This window comes from Janthinobacterium sp. BJB446 (genome assembly GCF_002735655.1).
GTDB lineage: Bacteria > Pseudomonadota > Gammaproteobacteria > Burkholderiales > Burkholderiaceae_D > Janthinobacterium > Janthinobacterium lividum.
Map to the genome: position 1 here is coordinate 2,043,100 of NZ_PDZK01000001.1, position 16,373 is coordinate 2,059,472.

A 16,373-nucleotide genomic window follows, 5' to 3' on the forward strand; every position below is an offset into this window, starting at 1 on the left:
CGTCAAAGCGCTGTCGTCAGCCCCACATTTCACCCAGTACAGCCAGTTCCAGTTCGCGCCGCTGGTTCGTCAGCACGCCGCGCTGGTTGGCGAACATGTCGTCGTGGATGCGCTGTTCGATCCGGCGCCGCTGCGCCGCCGAGGACAGGGGCGCCACATACACCTGGTGCGCGCTCACGTCGACGGCCAACATCTGGCCGCACAGCCGGTGCTGCAGCAAACGCCGGTGCAGATCGTCCGTCTGGCCGCTGTAGGCACGGCGCCTTCCGCCCGCATCGAACTCGATGACGTACAGGCCCGGCCCCCGGCCATTCGCGTCGCGCAAGGCGTCGGCGAGCGTCCCCAGCGCCTGGTAGCGCAGGGCGGCCGCTTCCGGCACCCGGCCCATGGTGCCGGCCAGGGTTGGCGGGACTTCGCCCTGTTGCTGGTCATCGTCCTGCCCCTGATCCTGGCCCTGGTCCGTATCCATTCCCTGGTCCGACCCCTGCTTGTCGCCAAAGGCCGGCTCCGCCACAGGATAAGCCGCCGGATAAATGGTCGGGTAGATGGGCGCATAGCCGCCCCAGCCCCGGTAGCGCGGCGGCAGGTAGGGCATGGGCTGGGGAGCAAAGCGGGGCAGACGGCGGCCCTGCCCCTGGTAGCGCGGCGGCGCGGGACGGCGCGCGCCTCGCAGCGGCGCCCTTGCACGCAGGCCGCCTCGCCCGCCGCCAGGACGCATGCGCTCTTCCTCCCATTCCCCCTCTTCCTCCCCTTGCCACTCCTGCGACCACTCTTGCGACCATTCCTGTTCGCCGGCCGCCCCTGGCTGCCCCGCAAAGGGCAGTATTTCAAACGCTTCGTTCATATCGCCTCCTGATGTGATGTTCAAGCAAGCCCATCGCCTGCTCCAGTTGCCGCGGCGTCTGGTCGGCCCGCAGCAAAAAAGTCAGCGCGCCGGGACCGTCTCCCGCTTGCGCCAGCGCCAGCACGCCCGCTGCGCGCAAGGCTTGCCGCAAATGGGCACGGCCGGGCAAACGCTGCACGGGAAAGCTGCCACCGCGGCAGGCAATGCCGGCCGCCGCCATCCCCGTCCGCCATTGCGCCACCCTGTCCGCCAGCCTGGCGCGCAGGGCGTCGCCATGGCGGGCATTGAGCGCCAGCGCGCGCCGCGCCGCCGCCAGCACGGCTGCCGAAGGCGGACTGGCATGCATGCGCGTCTGGCTATGCGCCGCGAAGCGCCGCAGCAGCTTGCGGCTGCCGGCCAGCACGGCCAGCGGCACGCCAAATCCCTTGGCCAGCGAGGCGCCGACGATCACGTGGCCGCCGCCCTTGTCGTAGCCGCCCGGCAAGCCATGCAGCCGCACCGAGCCGCCACCGGCCGTACCCGCCACGCCCAGCACCTGCGTATCGTCCAGCAGCAGGTAACCGCCTCCCTGGCATGCGAGGGCCGCATAGCCGGCCAGCGGCAAGACCTGTTCGCTGCCCGGCACATAGCCATCGGCCAGGATCAGGGGGCGCCGCCCTTGCCTGCCCCAGGCCGCCGCCAGTTGCCGCAACGCCGCCATCTCGCCGCTGGGAAACAAGCGCAAGGGCAAACCCAGCGCCTGCGCCCGCTCGGCGCCCCAGCGCGCGATGGCGTAGCTGCCGCCATCGACGAGGATCACCAGGCGCTCGCCAGCCAACATGCCGAACAGGTCCCAGAACAGGTGCAAGGTCGACGGCAGCACGCAGGCCGCCTCGCAGCCTTGCAGCGCAGCCAGGCTTGCTGCCAGGGCCTGCGCGCCGGGCGGCTCCTGCAGCGCGGCCGGCTGGCCCAGGCTCAAGCTGCTCCATGGCGCCAGCGCGGGCGCCGGATGGCGCATGCCCAGGTAGAGGGCGCTGGTAAAGTCGAGCATGCACCCGCCCCGCCCCCGTCCTAGACACTGCGCAGCTGCTGGCTCAGGCGCTGGCGCAGCAACACCGAGGGCATCGTCGATTCGATCGCCGGGTCGCTGCTGTCGACGGACAGGTCGACCCCGGTGGCGGCGCGGTAGCCGTGGATGTAGCCTTGCACTTGCGGGCGCCAGAAGCGCGCCCAGTTGAATGCCTGCGTCGGTTCATAGATGTCGCTCCAGTTGCCATAGCGCACGGACAGCAGCAATTGCTCGCCGAAGATGGCGAGGTTACGGAAGTGCATCACGCTCGTATCCGTCCAGCCCTGCAATTTCTTCATGGCATCGACCCTGTCCATCCACGGTTCCGGATACGCCACCATCACGCGCGTAGGCAAAAATTCACGGAATTCGGGGCGCGCCAGCATCCATTGCTGCATCAGCATTTCGATGCGCGCCGTCGACGGCAAATCGCCAAACTGGTTGTGCGCGCCCTGCGACAGGATCAAATGAATTTCCTTGAGCGCGTTGAGCACGGGGAAGGCGTCCGCCTTCACGGTGGTGTCGTCATCCTGCTTGTAGAATGAAGTGAGCAGGCGCAGCAAGTGGTGGAACGCTTCCAGGAATTTGGAGCGGCTATCGGCTGGCCGGAAGTGCTGCACTGCCTTGCCATCCAGGCGCACACCGTAGTGATGGTCATACTCATAGTTCCGGCGCATCACGGTCAGCCGATGCTGCTCATCCTGCGTGTATCCCCAGAGTAAATTATTCAACGGACGCAGCATGTCGATTTCCGTGTTCGACAGGGGATCGACATGCTTGCCCGGCGCGCGCAGATTCTGGAAGCGTTGCGCGATGGCATTCATGGTCTGCACCAGCATGCCCTCTTCGTGCCAGTACGACCAGATCAGTTCCAGCAGGCAGGGATTGGCCAGCTTTTCCTGGATGATGCCAAAGCACAGGTCCACTTCGCCTTCCTGGCCGCGCGGGATGCTGATGGGGATGTCGGGCAGCTTGCGGCGGATCACGGCCAGGTAGGGCAAGGTCTGGAAACCATCGATGTTTTCCAGGTAATCGTTGCGCAGCACGGTTTCCAGGTCGCGCCCCTGGGGGATGTCGCGCCGGTCCAGGTAGGCGTTGTCTTCCGCGGGATTGAAGGTCAGCGGCTGGTTCAGCACGCCGCAATTGACCATCACGAACGCCTCCGTCGCCACTTTCAGCACGCGGTAGGAATCGGCATCCGAGAACGGCAGCGCGCGGCGCTGCTTGAGCTGCTGGAACATGTCGGCCTTTTTGACGAAGCGCTCCTGCTCGAAGCCGCGCACATTGGCCAGGTCGCCGCAAAACAGGCTGTCCATGAAATGCAGGTAATTCGTAAACGACATCGCTTCAGTGCTGTTGCGTATCAGGGTCCACAGCGGCAAGTCTTCCGTCGGCTCCGTTTCCGTGCGCGTCAGCGACACGCCCACATTGCCCGAGATGGGCTGAGGCTGGCGCTCCTCCGCCTCGTATTCCGCGTCCACGGCCAGCATGGCGTTCGGGCTCAGCCCTTCCGGCACGGGCAAGGCATTGCGCAGTTCTGGACGCTGCGACAGCATCATCTGCCCCGTGAAACGGTGCATGCCGGCGCGCCGCACGGGAGTGGAAAAGGCATTCGGCGCACCACGCATGGGTACCCACGGGGCGGCGGCCAGCACCTGCACCTGGTCGCGTCCGTCTGCGCTTTGATCGCCGTCAAACGAGACGGTGGCCACGGCACGGTCACCCACCCTGCCAAAATTGCAGTCGCTGGGATGGCAGTCCGCCGTTTCAAAAACCAGCCCCACCTGCGGATTGAGCTGCGGCTTGAAACACAGCACGGCGCTGCAGCCGGACTGCACCGTCACGCACTGCGGCGCCGTGGCGGGGAAATTGCCATACACCCCCACGTAGCTGCCCGTGGCCAGGTCGGCAAACACGGTACTGCCATGACCATCCGTCCAGCGCACGCCCACCAGCATGGCGGGATCGGCTACCCAGGTGGCGGCATTAAAATCATGGCAATCTGCCTCGGCTCCCCGGTACAGGCTGATGGCGGCATTGACGACCATGGCCCCGCTGTCCTGCTCGTGCACGGTGACAGCGATGCTGCCGCCGTGGTGTTTCGGTCCCGCCTGGCCCGCCGCCCCGCTCCTGCTGCTCATCTTGCCCCCCATATTGCTGCTCATCTTGCTGCTCATGTCATTCTCCTCAATGGATAATCAAACGCGATGCCAGGGGCGGCAGCGGCCTGCCGGGCTGGCGGCCATGCCGCACGACATCCGCGCACAGCTCCGACGTGTCCAGGGTGCTGCGCAGGGCCCAGTGGGTCAGCAAACGCCCCAGCAGCTCGCTCTCGTCTTCCGGGCTCAAGGCACCGCTGGCGCGCGCCTGGCCCAGCACGGCGAACACCAGGGTCGGCGTCGCCCGGTACATCTGCCCCGGCGCCAGGCTCCAGCTGCGAAACAGCTGCGCCAGCATGGCAGGCTGGCGCGTGTGCACGGCCATGGCTTCGGCCAGCGAGCCGCCGCGCAAGGCCGGCGGCCGGTGCTGCACCAGCAAGCCCACCAGGGCAGCCATGCTGGCCTGCAACTGTTCCAGCAGCCGCTGCCGGGCCGGCGGCAGGCCGGCCAGCGGGTAGTACGACAGCCACAGCTGCTCCAGCCGGTCCCACTGCGGATGCGGATACAAGGCCCGTCCCATGGCGCAGCTCAGGCGCACCCGCAGCCATGGCACTGGATGGGGATCGTCGATATTGAGGCGGAAGACAAACACGCGCGGCAGGCTGACCACGCCGATCAGGCCCAGGGTGGCGGCCACGCCGACCCGCGCCAGCGACCAGAAATCGGCCACGATCTCGGAAATCCACCGCTCCCACAATTGCCACACGTGAACAAAGCCGCTGCCGCCATGCTGCATCGCTTGCAACACGGGCCGCAAGGACGCCACCAGGTCCAGTAGCGCAGCCCCCTGGTGGCCTATTTCGTGCACCAGCGACGAGGCGATGCTGCTGCCGATCATGCGTTCGCGCGGCAGGCGGATGATGGCGACGGGATTGTCGCCGCCGCCGGGCAGGCGCGTGCGCGCACGGCGGATGGCCGCCCCCGCCCCCCGGTCCAGGTAGCAGATCACGGGCGGCGCCTGGTACACATTGCCGGGCAGCGCCAGCGCGTCGGCGGCAACGATGTCCAGGCCGGCCAGCCACACGCCCGTCTTGTGCTCGCTGCGCTGGGTGATGACTTCGTTGAACAGGTCGAACTGGGTCAGCGCGGCATTGAACTTCAGGCGCAGGAAGGTAAAACGGCGCTGCGCCTCGGCGGCCGTGGCCATGCTGGCGTCATCGGCGTGCTCGCGCCGCAGCCACCACTGGAACTGGGCCACCATGCGCCGCAATGCGCGCCGGCCCTGTACCAGCTGGCTTTCGATGGCCGACTGGGCACTGGGCATCAGGGCCGCCGCCAGCACCGTCGGCTCGATCAGCGCGAACGGCTCCAGCCGCGCCAGCCGCGTCAGCAGCGAGCGCGCCTCCTGCTCCAGCATCCAGGCAGCATAAGCGCCGATGGCCATGATGTCAGACCCCGTACAGGACGATTTTGTGCCCCTGGCGCGCCCAGCGGCCACTGGACGGACGCATGCCGGCGCCGGTGCGCGCACCGCCCGGCACCATGCCGCCACCCGCACCAGCGCCGCTGCCGTTCTGCGTCGAGACCTGGCTGCCGGGGCGTCCCAGCAAGCCTGGCGCGAACTGGCGCGCCGCCGCACTGACCGCCGACTGGGCGATGGCGCGCGGATCGCCCGCACCGCGCGCTTGCGCGGCGCGGTTGACGGTATCGGCGGCCAGGCGCACGAACTGCTTGGCGCCCTCGAATTCGCGGTCCTCGTTCGACGACGCTTCCGCTTCCAGCCCCAGTGCGCCGCCAGCGGCCGAGGCCAGGCCGCTGCCTATCTTGGCCCCCAGCGGGCCGCCGAAATAGCCGCCGATGGCGCCGCCGGCCAGGGGAATGGCCTTCTTCGCCACGCCCTTGAGCACGCCGCCGATGGCTTGCCCCACGGGCGACTTGATGATGCCGCCCGCGACGGAAGCAGCCTTGCGCAGGAAATTGCCGAGAAACTGCTCGAGTTCGGCTTCATTGCTGACCGACAACAATTCATTCGCCAGTTCCATCTCCTCGGTCTCGGAAAACATGGCGTTCGCGCCCCCCTCGCCGCTCCACTCGCCCTGGCCAAACTCGAACTGCTCCGCTTCAAAACCGGACATCTCCTGTCCGTATTCCAGGGTCGTACGATCCAAGTCATGCATGATGAGCTCCTCAAAGTTATAACCTCGGTTGGGACTACCTTGCCGGACAGACTGGCCGTCCGGCTAACAATCGAGCACGACGATGTGCCCGCCCTCGCGGCGCCAGCGGCCAGCGTCCCGTCCTGGCGTTTGCGCCGCCTGCCTGAGCAAGCCTGGCGCCACGCTGCGTGCCACTTGCAGCAGGGCCGTTTCCACCCGCGCCCTGGGAGCGCGCGCGCCGGTGGCGCCGTCCTGCGCCAGCTCCGTATTGACGGCATCGATCAGATGCACGACCTGGCGCGCCAGTTCGAATTCCTTGTCTTCCGGGCTCAAACCTTCCAGTTCCATGCCGAAGATGCCGGCAGCGCGCCGCTTGAGCGCCTGCGGCGAACCACCATGCAGCGGCAACAGGGGCGCCACCACCTTGCCCAGCAGCTGGTGCAGCGGTCCTTCCAGCGGCGTACCGCGCACTTGCCGGCCCGCCGCAGTGGCGCCCAATTGGCGCGCCAGGAAAGCGTCGAACTGGGCCGGCGCCTGCAGTTCCAGCAACTGCGCCGCCAGTGCCAGCTCGTCTTCCTGCTGCAGGGGCAGCAGGCCCGGCGCTTCAGGCAATTCCATTTCGGGACGATAGGCGAGCAGACGGCTGGTCATGGCAGGCTCCGGTGAAAGGCGGGCGGGTGACCCATGCCTCCCTGACGCAAGGGCCATGCCAGCCATGCGCAGGGAAAGGACGCGGGGAAAAAACAGAGCGGGTGGCGAACGGCATTTCGCCGATGACGTAAAAACCATGGTTTCCGGCGAAGCGAGTTTCGTTGCCAAGATGAGCTTTCAAACAAGCTTAATTGGCGGGAATGATTACGTCGCCTATCCGCCACAGTGCGCGTAATCGGCAAAAAATATTTTCCATTTTCAAAGAATAAAGTTCGCCCTACAGCGCCGAAAACAGCATCAACACCACGCCAACGTCAGGCAAATGAAAACGTGGCCAACACGTAAATAGTTAATTGAAAACAGGATTGTGGTAGCTAGGGCCTACAATTAATGGGCTAAAATTTGATTGCCCGAGAGAAACTAAATGACAGACCCAACTTTGCGCCGTTTGCTGGCCATCACATTGGTCAGCCTGCTTGCCGCCTGCGGCGGTGGCGGCGACAGCAACACCGGCGCCATCCAGAACCCGGACATCTCGGTGGTTCCTCCAGGGACCACCGCCCCCGGCGATCCGGCAGCCCCCGGCACCACGCCAGGCGATACCATTCCTCCGCCGCCGCTGACCACGCCTCCGGCCGGCCAGGCGGCCACCACCTTCACGCGCCAGGAAGCGTCGCGCTTCCTGGGCCGCGCCACGTTCGGCCCCAACATGGCAGCCATCGATGCGCTGGCGGCCAGCGACAGCGATGCGTGGTTCAGGGCTCAGTTTTCCAAACCGCAAACCTTGCACCGCGCGTATATCGACAAACTGCTGGCGGCCGAAGCGGCCGGAGGTGAAAAGCTGACGTCGCGCGGCTTTGACGAATCGTTCTGGCAGCAAAGCATGCGCGGCGAGGACCAGTTGCGTCAACGCATCGCTTTTGCCCTGTCGGAAATCTTCGTCATTTCCATGCAAAACGATGCCATCCAGCCACGAGTGCGTGGCGTGGCCGCCTACTACGACATGCTGGGCCACCACGCTTTCGGCAACTTCCGCAATCTGCTCAATGACGTGGCCCTGCATCCGATGATGGGGCTGTACCTGTCGCACATGCGCAATCAGAAAGAAACGGCAACCCGTGCACCGGACGAAAATTTCGCGCGCGAAGTGATGCAGCTGTTTACCATCGGCCTGTACCAGCTCAATGCTGATGGCAGCCTGAAACTGGCTGCAGGCAAACCCATCGCCACCTATACGCGCGACGACGTAGTCGGGCTTGCCCGCGTGTTTACCGGCTGGAGCTGGGCCGGTCCCGATTTGAGCAACAACCGCTTCATCGGCAACGTGGCCGATCCCGACCGCGACTGGAAACCGATGCAGAACTACCCTGCGTTTCATTCCAGCGGAGAGAAGCGTTTCCTGGGACAAAGCATATCCGGCGTCACCAGCGGCGAGGCGGACTTGAAACTGGCGCTCGATACCCTGTTCAACCATCCGAACGCGGGACCATTCTTTGCCCGCCAACTGATCCAGCGCCTCGTCAGCAGCAATCCCAGCCCCGCTTATGTGGGCCGGGTAGCGGCCGCCTTTGCCAACAACGGCAATGGCGTGCGCGGCGACATGCAAGCTATCGTCCGCGCCGTGCTGCTCGATCAGGAAGCGCTGGCGGCCAGCGGGACAAGTTTGCGCACCGGCAAGCTGCGCGAACCGATAATGCGCCTCGCCAGCTGGATCCGCGCCTTCGACGCCAAGGCGTCCAACGCACGCTACCGCATCTACTATCTCGATGATCCCTTGACCGGGCTGGGCCAGGGGCCCTTGAATCCCGCATCCGTGTTCAGCTTCTTCCGCCCTTCCTACATACCGCCCAACTCCGCGCTGGCCGGCGCGGGCCTGGTGGCGCCGGAACTGCAGATCACATCGGAGCCGTCCGTCACCGGCTACCTGAATTACATGCAGGATGTGCTCGACAGGGGCGTGGGCGAAGCCCGCGAAATCAAGCCGGACTACACGCGCGAACTGGCACTTGTCAGCGACACGGGCGCGCTGCTCGACCGCATCAACCTGCTCCTGATGCATGGCAGCATGCCCGCCAGCCTGCGCGGACAAATCCTGACCGCCATCAATGGCGTCAGCATCCCCGCGGCCACGGCCAGCAATGCCGCGCAGGTAGCCACGGCCCAGGCCAACCGCGTCAAGCTGGCCATTTTCCTGACCATGGCCTCGCCGGCCTACCTGGTACAAAAGTAAGAGCGATCACATGCAAAATCTCCCCTTTTCCCGCCGCCGTTTCCTCGGTTCCATGCTGAGCCTGGCCGGCACCACGGCCGCCCCCTTCGCCCTGAACCTGGCCGCCATGGGCAACGCCGCCGCGCAAACGGCCGGCGATTACAAGGCCATGGTGTGCCTGTTCATGGCAGGCGGCAACGACGCCTTCAACACGGTGCTGGCCACCGATCCCACGTCATGGAATGAATACGCGCGCCTGCGCAACACGGGCGGCGTCGATTCCATCCATCTGCCCGGCGTGGGCGAGACCGGTGGCGTGCTGCCCATCGTGCCCGCCACCGCGCAAACGGGCCGCGCCTTCGCCCTGCATCCCCAGCTGGCGCCCCTGAAAGACCTGTTCGACAATGGCCGCGCCGCCATCGTGGCCAATGTGGGCACCCTGATCCAGCCCGCCACCCTGGCGCAGTACAAGGCAGGCAGCGTGGCCTTGCCACCCAAACTGTTCTCGCACAACGACCAGCAATCGACGTGGCAATCGGGTTCACCCGAAGGGGCCAGCACGGGCTGGGGCGGCCGGGCGGCCGACGTGGCCGGCTCGCTCAATACGAATGCCATGTTCACGGCCATTTCCGCTGCGGGGAACACCGTCTTCCTCAGCGGGCGCCAGGTGCGCCAGTTCCAGGTAGGCCAGGCGGGCGCCGTGCCCATCCGCGGATTGAGCGGCAACCTGTTTGGCAGCACGGGCGGTGCGGGCGCATTGCAAGCCATCATCAACGATGCGGGAAGCGACCTGATCGAACAGGAGCACGTTGCCGTCGTGCAGCGCGCCATTTCCAGCCAGAGCATCCTCAGCGGCGCCATGCTGGCAGCCGGCGCGGGCGGCGTGCCCAATCCCCCGCCCTACATCAATCCGAACACGGGCGTGTCCAGCGTCAATCCGCTGGCCGTGCAATTGCAGACCGTGGCGCGCATCATCGGCGGGCGCGGCGCCCTGGGGGCGAAACGGCAAGTGTTTTATGTGACACTGGGCAGCTTCGACACGCATGACCGGCAAAAAGTGCTGCATGCCGACCTGATGGCCCGCCTGGCCCATGCGCTGGCGTACTTCGACACGACCCTGGCGGCCCTGCAGGGCGCGGACCTGCGGCGCCAGGTGACGACGTTTACGGCGTCGGACTTCGGCCGCACCTTCAGCAGCAACGGCGACGGCACGGATCACGGCTGGGGCGCGCACCACTTTGTCGTGGGCGGCGCCGTGAAGGGCCGCGACATCTACGGCGCCTTCCCCGTCACAGGCCTGGGCCATGAGCTGGACGTCGGTTCCGGCGCCCTGCTGCCGACCACCTCCGTCGACCAGTACGGCGCCACCCTGGCCAAGTGGTTCGGCGTGGCCGACAGCCAGCTGGCCGGGGTGTTCCCGAACATCGGCAACTTCAGCCGGCGCGACCTGGGTTTCATGACGACAACTTAACCGTTCACGGCGACAATCAGGGTGACGACATAGCCCTGCGTGGCATTGCCCGTCACCGTGGCCATCTGCAAGCTGGTGCCGTCGCTGAAGACATTGTCGGTGGCATAGCTGATCTGCGACAGGTTGCGCACGCTGGCTGTGTAGCCGCTGGCCGTGTAGGCCTCGCTCAACGTTGCCATCGGGAAAGTGAACTGCGACGTCTTGATGCGGTTCGCGGCAGAGGCCGCCTTGGCCAGGCTGGGATAGACCTCGAAATGCACGTGCGGCATGCGTCCCGCGTAGCAGCCGGGAAAGATGGTCGTGAAGCTGAGGTTGCCGGCGCTGTCCGTTTCCTGCACGCCGCGCAAGTAATTCTGCGCCGTCACGCCGCTCGAATACAGCGAATACAAGCCTTCGCGGTCGCAATGCCACAGATAGACGGCGTAGCCGGCCAGGCTGGCGCAACTGCCGCTGGCGTTGAGCAACTGCAAATTGATGGTCAATGGCACGCCCGCCGCCACCCCCGTGGCGCCATTGAAACTGGCGCGGATATCGCTGCGCACGACGCCCGACTGGTTCAGCACGTTGATGATGCTGCCGCCACTCGTGTTCGTGCCATCGGCCGGATACGGCCCGCCCGTTTCTTCGGGAATCACCGTGCAGGCGCCCGTGGTCGGTATCGTGACGGTGCCGGCGCTGCCAGCGGCAGCGCCGCTGCTTCCCGTGCTGCTGGCGTCCGACCCGCCGCCGCAGCTCATCAAAGGCAAGGTGGCGGCGCCGGCCAGCAGCCAGCGCAACACTTGCCGCCGCTCAGCTGCCTGTTGCCGCATCATTTCGAGGTCGGATGCCAGGCCGTGATCATGTAATTCCATACATACTCCATTAAGGCAAGCCCGCCAAGGCGGGGCTCAGGCTGGCGCACAGGAAGAGCGCCTGTGTCGCATGTCGCGAGAGCGCCTGCAAGCTGCTGCCCGGACGCAAGGCATGGATGCGCATGCTGACTCTCCCTGTGATCGCGCGTGCGTTTTACGGGAGGCGCCGGGGGCCGCGCGGAACTTGGCGGCTGTCGTGCCACTGCTGCGCCTGCTGACGCTGTTCCGGCGTCAGCACGGCCAGCAATTGCTGCTCCAGCCGCGCCTGCTGCAAACTGATCTTTGCCATGGCTTGCGCCGCCGTATTCGCCAGCGCGCTGGCCTTGGCATCGTCGTAGGCGCTGGATCCGGCCAGCGCGCGCAGCTGCGCATGGGCCTTGAAGGCGATCTTTTCCTGTTCCCGCAGCAAGGGCGCCTGGGCATAGGTGGCGGCGAAGACCTTGTCCTGCTGCGCTTCGCTCAAATCGATGCCGTGCAGGAACGGCGGCAAGCATGGCGCGCCCGGGCCATGGCCAAAGCCGGGCGGCGGTCCTTCCACGGTGCGCGCTGGCGGGCCGTCCGGTGCAGATTCTTGCTGGGCCAGTGCCAGCAGCGGCATGCTGCAGGCGGACAGCAGCAACAGGGATACGGCAATACTCAGGTATTTCATCGGGCTTTCCTTTCGTGGCGATCAGCCCTGATTGTCGGCGCCTGGCGTGTAAAGCAACGTTAGGGCCGCGTAAAAGCGTGTAAAGGAAAGGGGCGGAATGTAAGCAGACGTATGTAAAAGCGGGTAAAACCACCGTGAACAGCCCCCTTTGACTGCTATCATCGGGCGATATTCACCCGAAAAAGCACAGGCATGAGCAAGGTTTTGTTAATCGATGACGACGTGGAACTGGTCGGCATGTTCCAGGAATACCTGACGCAGGAAGGTTTTGACGCCCGCGCCGTGCATGACGGCGAAAGCGGTGCGGCCGAAGCGCTGACGGGCCTGTATGCCATCGCCGTCCTCGACGTCATGATGCCGCGCATGAATGGCCTGGAAACCTTGCGCCGCATCCGCGCCGGCAGCAACCTGCCCATCCTGATGCTGACGGCGCGCGGCGACGATACGGACCGCATCGTGGGGCTTGAGCTGGGCGCCGACGATTACGTGACCAAACCGTGCACGCCGCGCGAGCTGACGGCGCGCATCCGTGCCATCCTGCGCCGTGCGCAAGCGGCGCCGCCCGATACGTCGGGCCTGGCGCCGCTGACCGTGGGCCAGTTGACGATGTGGCCCGAACAGCGCCGCGCCGCCTGGGCCGGCATGCACCTGGAGCTGACGAGCACGGAATTCAACCTGCTGGAAGTGCTGGTGCGCCATGCGGGCAAGCCCGTCAGCAAGAATCAATTGTCCGAACTGGGCCTGGGCCGGCCCATGGCCCGCTTCGACCGCAATATCGACGTGCACTTGAGCAGCCTGCGCCGCAAGCTCGGCAGCCTGGCCGACGGCCGCTCCTGCCTGCAAACCGTGTACCGTCTCGGCTATCAGCTGATCAAGGAGTAAGCGTGGGCCGCCTGTTCTGGAAGTTTTTTCTGTGCATCATGCTGGCGCAAGTGACGGCCACCATCGGCATCGGCGGCACCTTCTGGCTGAAAAACCGGGCCGCGCAGCAGGAGCGGGCCCTCGACATCGATACCAGCCCGCCCGCGCAAATGATCATCGAGGCCGCCAGCGCCACCCTGGAAGCGGGCGGCAGCCAGGCATTGCGGCAATTCCTGGGCAAGCTCGAACGCATGCGCGTGTTTGCCGTCGATGCCAAAGGGCAAGAATTGATGGGCCGCGCCGTGCATCCCGCCATGCTGGCCAAGGCGCGCGCCATGCTGAAACAGGGCCAGGCCCATCCCGTCGTGCGCGAAGCGGCCGGCAGCGATGGCCAGCGCTACCTGCTGTTCCTGCCCTCGTCCGAACGTTTCCGCAATGCCGAGGCGGGCGCCGCGCGCGACACGCTCATCGCCGTCGCCATGAGCGGCCCGCGCGCCATGGGACCCGGTCCGCGGCCCAACGACGCGGGCGCCCCGCCGCCACGCGGCGAATTCGGCCGCGGCATGCCGCCGCGCATGGACAGCCCCTACCGCACCTTCATTCCCCTGGCCGCCGCCATCGCCGCCAGCCTGCTGTTCGCTTTTTTGCTGGCCTGGTATTTTGCGCGCCCCATCCGCGACTTGCGGCAAGCGTTCGAAGCCGCCTCGCACGGCAACCTGGCGCCGCGCTTTCACCCCAGCGGCAAGCGCGGCGATGAATTGACGGACCTGGGACGCGATTTCGACCGCATGACGGGCCGTTTGCGCAGCCTCATGGATAGCCAGACGCGTTTGTTGCATGACGTCTCGCACGAGTTGCGCTCGCCGCTGGCGCGCTTGCAGGCCGCCATCGGCCTGGCGCACCAGCAGCCGGAAAAGATGGCCGCCTCGATGCAGCGCATCGAACGCGAAAGCGAACGCATGGATAAACTGATCGGTGAACTGCTGACCCTGTCACGGCTGGAAGCGGGCGCCGTGCAAGCGGGCGCCGGGCACGCGCACAGCGAAGACGTCGGCATCGCCGACCTCGTGCACGACATCGTTGACGATGCCCGCTATGAAGCCAGGGCGCGCCTGATGGGCATCGACCTGGCGGTCGACGCGGCCATGGCCGACGCCAGCGTCACGGGCCAGCCGGAACTGCTGGCCCGTGCCGTGGAAAACGTGGTGCGCAATGCCGTCAAGCATAGCCTCGATGGCGGCACGGTGGACGTGGAGCTGTCGCGCCTGCATGATGGCAAGCAGGAGTGGCTGCGCATTGCCGTGCTGGACCGTGGCCCCGGCGTGGCCAGCGCCGACCTGGCCCGCATTTTTGAACCGTTCTTCCGCGCCAGCAATACCCAGCACAGCACGGATGGCCACGGCCTGGGCCTGGCCATCGCCCGGCACGTCATCAACGCCCATGGCGGCAGCATCGGGGCCAGCTTGCGCAGCGGTGGCGGCCTGTGCGTGGAAATGCTGCTGCCCGTCAAAACGCCAGGCTGACCTGTCGGCGAGCCTGGCGTCTTTTATACGCGGAGAATGCTGTTACGCCTGCGTATCGATGATACTGCCCAGGGTGGACGAGGTCGATTTGGCCGTGCTCGTCGCCGTATCGGCGCTGCTGGCCGGTTGAGCATCCTGCTGCGCCGCCTTCTGCGCGGCCGCCGCCTGTAACTGGGCAATTTGCGCCTGCAAGGCCTGGATTTGCTGCGCCAGCTGCTGCTGCAGCTTTTGCGACGCCTCCGTCTGCTCGCCCTTCTGCGACTCCGTCAACTGCTTTTGCGCCGCCGTGATCTGCTTTTGCAGCGCCGCGATCTGCGAACCGCTGCCAGCACTGGCGCTACTGGCTGCGCTGACCGCGCCGCCTGAACCGATTGCCGCTACCATACTGCCTCCTCAGTGTTTCAATACCAAGGTTAACGGCAAGCATGGAGGGCGGATGTAGGGCGGCAGGTGTAAAGGCAGGTAAAGACGGCTGGCGCCCTGCCCTTCACGGCGATCAGGTCTTCGGCAATGTCACGCCAACCTGGCCCTGGTACTTGCCGCCGCGGTCCTTGTACGACGTTTCGCACACTTCATCGGACTCGAAGAACAGCACTTGCGCCACGCCTTCGTTGGCGTAGATTTTCGCCGGCAACGGTGTCGTGTTGGAAAACTCCAGCGTCACATAACCTTCCCATTCCGGTTCGAACGGGGTGACGTTGACGATGATGCCGCAGCGCGCATAGGTGCTCTTGCCCAGGCAAATCGTCAGCACATTGCGGGGAATGCGGAAATATTCCACGGTACGGGCCAGCGCGAATGAATTCGGCGGAATGATGCAATAGCCCTTGCCCGACACGTCGACGAAGTTATTTGCGTCAAAATCCTTCGGGTCGACGATGGTCGTGTTAATGTTGGTAAATAACTTGAACTCGTCGGCGCAGCGGATGTCATAGCCATAGCTGGACGTGCCGTAAGAAACGATGCGGTTGCCGTCGCGTTCCTTGACCTGGCCCGGTTCAAACGGCTCGATCATGCCCGTTGTTTCCGCCATGCGGCGTATCCATTTATCGCTTTTAATCGTCATCGCAGGGGTATCTTTCTAGAATATCGGAATGGCTGGGGCCGCACGCTTGCTGCAGGCGCGGCCCGGATGGCAGGATTTTACGCGAAAATCCGCCGTTGTTGGCCCCCATCCCCTGAAAATCCTTGGCGATATTCTATTGCTTCGCCAGCAATGCCGTGATCATCTCGCGCACCACTTGCGCCGTCAGTTCCGGGTTTTCCATGGGAAACAGATGCCCGCCCGGCACCTGGCGGAAAAACTTGCCGACCAGCTTGCGCGTGGCCTTCAAGCCCGCTTGCCGGCATTCCACCGATTCCGTGCCGCCGATAAAACCGATGGGAACAGGAAAACCGTCCTTGACGAGACCGCCGATGTGGTGCGGCAGGCTGCGGTAGACCTGCGTTTCCACTTCACGCGTAAAGCGCAGCTGCACCCCTTCCGGATGGGGAACCAGGCCACTGTCGATGTAGTCGCGCAAGACCTGCGGCGCCCAGATGGCGAACATGTCCTTGGCCGCGAAGTGTTCATACGCGGCTTGCGCATCCGGCCACAGCTTGCGCCGCCGGGCGGAAAAACGTGACGGCGAGAACCGCTCGCCCAGCGCCGTGTTGCGCGCCAGCCGCACCAGCAAGGCGCGCCAGCCCGCCACCACGGGCGAATCGAGCAAGACCACGCAACGCACCAGGTCGGGCCGCTGCTTGGCCACCATCACGCTGAGCATGCCGCCCAGCGAATGGCCGACGAGAATCACGGGCGCGGTGTAGCGGCGCTCCAGCTCATCGATATACTCGCGCACCAGCTCGGGCCAGCCCGTGCTGACGGGGTAAGCGGGGTCGTGCGCATGCATGTCGAGCGCCTGCACGGTGTAGTGCTGGCCCAGCAAGCCGAACAGCTTGCGGTAGGTGCCGGCAGGATAACTGTTGGCGTGGGCAAAGTGCAGTTGCGGGAGGGTCATCGTGGGTCGGT

Annotated in this window: 15 protein-coding genes; 4 read left to right on the forward strand and 11 right to left on the reverse strand. The window is 65.5% G+C overall.

Translation table 11 applies throughout. From position 1 onward, the window contains the following. Positions 1-16 precede the first annotated feature (16 nt). The 6 genes from CSQ92_RS09020 to CSQ92_RS09045 all read right to left on the reverse strand — a co-directional run bounded on the left by CSQ92_RS09020 (position 17) and on the right by CSQ92_RS09045 (position 6,798). Positions 17-844 (reverse strand): GIY-YIG nuclease family protein, encoded by an 828-nt coding sequence (locus tag CSQ92_RS09020; RefSeq protein ID WP_143450317.1) that lies wholly within the window; start codon positions 842-844, stop codon positions 17-19. Further along, positions 828-1,874, reverse strand: a complete 1,047-nt coding sequence (locus CSQ92_RS09025) for an aminotransferase class I/II-fold pyridoxal phosphate-dependent enzyme (protein ID WP_099393909.1) — start codon at positions 1,872-1,874, stop codon at positions 828-830. The genes CSQ92_RS09020 and CSQ92_RS09025 overlap by 17 nt, the downstream gene beginning before the upstream one ends. Positions 1,875-1,894: 20 nt before the next feature. Next, positions 1,895-4,069 (reverse strand): 8-amino-7-oxononanoate synthase, encoded by a 2,175-nt coding sequence (locus tag CSQ92_RS09030; RefSeq protein WP_099393910.1) that lies wholly within the window; start codon positions 4,067-4,069, stop codon positions 1,895-1,897. Between the two features lie 10 nt (positions 4,070-4,079). Then, positions 4,080-5,435, reverse strand: a complete 1,356-nt coding sequence (locus CSQ92_RS09035; protein ID WP_099393911.1) for a hypothetical protein — start codon at positions 5,433-5,435, stop codon at positions 4,080-4,082. Between the two features lie 4 nt (positions 5,436-5,439). After that, positions 5,440-6,168, reverse strand: a complete 729-nt coding sequence (locus CSQ92_RS09040) for a hypothetical protein (protein WP_099393912.1) — start codon at positions 6,166-6,168, stop codon at positions 5,440-5,442. Positions 6,169-6,231: 63 nt separating this feature from the next. After that, positions 6,232-6,798 (reverse strand): hypothetical protein, encoded by a 567-nt coding sequence (locus tag CSQ92_RS09045; protein WP_099393913.1) that lies wholly within the window; start codon positions 6,796-6,798, stop codon positions 6,232-6,234. A gap of 424 nt (positions 6,799-7,222) precedes the next feature. Here CSQ92_RS09045 and CSQ92_RS09050 point away from each other — a divergent pair, with 424 nt between their 5' ends. Continuing rightward, complete coding sequence (locus CSQ92_RS09050) at positions 7,223-9,028, forward strand: DUF1800 domain-containing protein (RefSeq protein ID WP_099393914.1); 1,806 nt, start codon at positions 7,223-7,225, stop codon at positions 9,026-9,028. Between the two features lie 10 nt (positions 9,029-9,038). After that, a complete protein-coding gene (locus CSQ92_RS09055; RefSeq protein ID WP_099393915.1) occupies positions 9,039-10,478 on the forward strand; it encodes a DUF1501 domain-containing protein in 1,440 nt (479 codons plus the stop codon). On the opposite strand, the gene CSQ92_RS09060 is transcribed toward CSQ92_RS09055, so the two are convergent. Beyond that, positions 10,475-11,329: a dioxygenase family protein gene (locus CSQ92_RS09060; RefSeq protein ID WP_099393916.1), complete on the reverse strand. Its 855-nt coding sequence runs from the start codon at positions 11,327-11,329 to the stop codon at positions 10,475-10,477. The genes CSQ92_RS09055 and CSQ92_RS09060 overlap by 4 nt on opposite strands. A gap of 154 nt (positions 11,330-11,483) precedes the next feature. Beyond that, a complete protein-coding gene (locus CSQ92_RS09065; protein ID WP_099393917.1) occupies positions 11,484-11,978 on the reverse strand; it encodes a Spy/CpxP family protein refolding chaperone in 495 nt (164 codons plus the stop codon). A gap of 192 nt (positions 11,979-12,170) precedes the next feature. Between CSQ92_RS09065 and CSQ92_RS09070 the strand changes: the two genes are divergently transcribed. Then, a complete protein-coding gene (locus tag CSQ92_RS09070; protein ID WP_099393918.1) occupies positions 12,171-12,860 on the forward strand; it encodes a response regulator transcription factor in 690 nt (229 codons plus the stop codon). A gap of 2 nt (positions 12,861-12,862) precedes the next feature. Then, complete coding sequence (locus CSQ92_RS09075) at positions 12,863-14,362, forward strand: HAMP domain-containing sensor histidine kinase (RefSeq protein ID WP_099393919.1); 1,500 nt, start codon at positions 12,863-12,865, stop codon at positions 14,360-14,362. 42 nt (positions 14,363-14,404) lie between these two features. Here the strand turns inward: CSQ92_RS09075 and CSQ92_RS09080 are convergent, their stop codons facing one another. From CSQ92_RS09080 to CSQ92_RS09090, 3 genes are all read right to left on the reverse strand, one after another. Next, positions 14,405-14,746 carry a FlxA-like family protein gene (locus tag CSQ92_RS09080; protein WP_099393920.1) on the reverse strand — a complete coding sequence of 114 codons (342 nt, stop codon included), beginning with the start codon at positions 14,744-14,746 and terminating at the stop codon, positions 14,405-14,407. 112 nt (positions 14,747-14,858) lie between these two features. Then, positions 14,859-15,428: a dCTP deaminase gene (gene dcd / locus CSQ92_RS09085; protein ID WP_034755486.1), complete on the reverse strand. Its 570-nt coding sequence runs from the start codon at positions 15,426-15,428 to the stop codon at positions 14,859-14,861. Between the two features lie 133 nt (positions 15,429-15,561). Next, on the reverse strand, positions 15,562-16,362 hold the full coding sequence (locus CSQ92_RS09090; protein WP_099393921.1) for an alpha/beta fold hydrolase: 801 nt from the start codon (positions 16,360-16,362) through the stop codon (positions 15,562-15,564). Between the last annotated feature and the right edge of the window lie 11 nt (positions 16,363-16,373).